General features: G+C 56.8%; 2 protein-coding genes. Both read right to left on the bottom strand.

The genetic code is table 11. From position 1 onward, the window contains the following. Positions 1 to 229: hypothetical protein (locus VQ830_RS28710; RefSeq protein WP_337271539.1), on the bottom strand; the 229-nt coding region annotated here is incomplete at its 3' end. Between the two features lie 23 nt (positions 230 to 252). Continuing rightward, positions 253 to 855: Ig domain-containing protein (locus tag VQ830_RS28705; RefSeq protein ID WP_337271538.1), on the bottom strand; the 603-nt coding region annotated here is incomplete at its 5' end.

The raw sequence follows: 855 nt of genomic DNA, 5'->3' as shown, positions 1-855 counted from the left end.
GGACTTGACCGGAATAGCCTGGGTTGGGGATATACTTCAGATACCATCCCAGCTGGGTTGGAGGACTCGCCTGAGCGAATTCGCCTCTTACGATCGAAAACGTTCCACCGTTTGGCGGTTCAATAGAGACGAGATCAGCGGAAAGAAACGGTCCACCCGTCGCGCCACGCGTGAGATCGACATTATTGGGTGTCGCCCCGGCTGCAACAGTCACCGATGTGTCCGTCACAACGACGGCTCGCTTTTTGACCGTCAAAGAGTAGGAGGCCGTTCCGACTGATCCTGCTTGATCACGAACCTGTACGGTAAAGGCGTAGTCCTTCGGCTCTGCGTCANGGCTGCAACAGTCACCGATGTGTCCGTCACAACGACGGCTCGCTTTTTGACCGTCAAAGAGTAGGAGGCCGTTCCGACTGATCCTGCTTGATCACGAACCTGTACGGTAAAGGCGTAGTCCTTCGGCTCTGCGTCAGAGCTCAATGGTCCGGTGAGTTCGCCAGTCGACACATTGAGGCTCATGCCCTTCGGTAGGTCACCAGAGGATAAGCTGTAAAGCAAGCTTCCGGAGCCGCCCTTGGCCGTGATCGACTGGCTGTAACTCTCGCCCGCCATTGCGCTTTCCAACGCCCCGCTCGCGGGCGTAAAGACGAAGGATTGCACTGCTTGTACGACAAGAGAATAGTTCGCAGTTCCGGTGGCGTTGTTTGCATCGGTGGCCGTGATGCTAAACCCAAAGGTCCCACTTGCAGTGGGTGATCCGGAAATAGCGCCGTTCGAACTGTTGAGCGACAGGCCGGCCGGCAGAGATCCGGTCGTGACAGAATAACTATAAGGGGCTGTGCCTCCTGACGCCGT

It is taken from the genome of Oryzifoliimicrobium ureilyticum (assembly GCF_037199735.1).
GTDB lineage: Bacteria > Pseudomonadota > Alphaproteobacteria > Rhizobiales > Rhizobiaceae > Rhizobium > Rhizobium ureilyticus.
This window is presented reverse-complemented; position numbering and strand designations above follow the sequence as displayed.